General features: G+C 61.7%; 1 protein-coding gene. It reads left to right on the forward strand.

The window, feature by feature from the left end:
* Nucleotides 1-94: 94 nt before the first annotated feature.
* A protein-coding gene (locus tag G3N93_RS40350) for an IS3 family transposase (protein WP_206135561.1) occupies nucleotides 95-1,305 on the forward strand; the annotation gives its coding sequence in 2 pieces (ribosomal slippage) (nucleotides 95-410 and nucleotides 410-1,305; 1,212 coding nt in all).
* Nucleotides 1,306-1,337: the final 32 nt, after the last annotated feature.

Consider the following 1,337-nt stretch of genomic DNA (forward strand, 5'->3'; position numbering starts at 1 on the left):
TGGAGCAGCCCCCTGAAACGCCGGACACAGTCACCCACTTACAATAACGGGTAGGCATAAGACTGTGTTTTTGACTAATACCAGGCAGGAAGTGATGGAAGTGTTGACGGGCCCGGAGCGCCGGCGGCGCTGGACGGCGGAGCAGAAGCTGGCGATGGTTCGCGAGAGTTTCGAGCCGGGGAAATCGGTTTCGATGGTCGCGCGCCAGCACGGCGTGAATCCGAACCAACTGTTCCACTGGCGCAAGCTGTACCAGGATGGGAGCCTGTCAGCGGTCAAAGCTGGCGAGGAGGTGGTTCCGGCCTCGGAACTGGCCGACGCGCTCAAGCAGATTCGTGAGCTGCAACGGATGCTCGGCAAGAAGACCATGGAGAACGAGATTCTCCGCGAAGCAGTCGAGTACGGCCGGGCAAAAAAATGGATAGCGCACTCGCCCTCGCTGCCGGAGGACGACCAGTGAAACTGGTTTGTGAAGTTCTCGGCGTGTCGCGCTCGAACGTATCGGCACGACTGTCGCGTCCGGCGACGTGGCGCGATGGCCGGCAATCGAGGCAGACTGACGACGCGGTAGCGGTCGAGGAAATCCGCCGGGTCATCGGCGATTTGCCCAGCTATGGCTATCGCCGGGTTTGGGGCATATTGCGCAACGAGCGCGTCGCGGTTGGGCTGGTGCCGTTCAATGCCAAGCGCATCTATCGCGTCATGCACACGCATGGGTTGCTGATGCAGCGCCGACCGATTCCGCCTCGCCCCCAACGTCGACACGACGGCAAGGTGGCCGTCGCGCGCAGCAATCAGCGGTGGTGCTCGGACGGCTTTGAGTTCCGCTGCGACAATGGCGAGCCGCTGCGCGTAACGTTCGCGCTGGATTGCTGTGACCGTGAGGCGATGAGCTGGGCGGCCACGACGGCAGGCCACAGCGGTGACATCGTGCGCGACGTGATGCTAGCTGCAGTGGAAAATCGGTTTGGCAACGAACTGCATACCCCGTCCGAAATCGAGTGGCTGAGCGACAACGGTTCGGGCTACACGGCCGATGACACGCGCCGATTCGCAGTGGCCATCGGCCTGAAGCCATTGACCACGCCGGTGTGCAGCCCGCAAAGTAACGGCATGGCCGAGAGCTTCGTGAAGACCATGAAACGCGATTACGTCGCCTTCATGCCGAAGCCGGACGCAGCGACTGCTGCACGCAACTTGGCCATCGCGTTCGAGCATTACAACGAGAAGCATCCCCATAGCGCGCTGAAATACCGCTCGCCTCGCGAGTTCCGGCGCTCGATGGATTCAGCAACCTTAGTGTGACGCTGTGTCCGGTATTACAGGGGCAACTCCAG

The sequence above is a fragment of the Burkholderia sp. Se-20378 genome (assembly GCF_017104665.1).
Lineage (GTDB): Bacteria > Pseudomonadota > Gammaproteobacteria > Burkholderiales > Burkholderiaceae > Burkholderia > Burkholderia lata.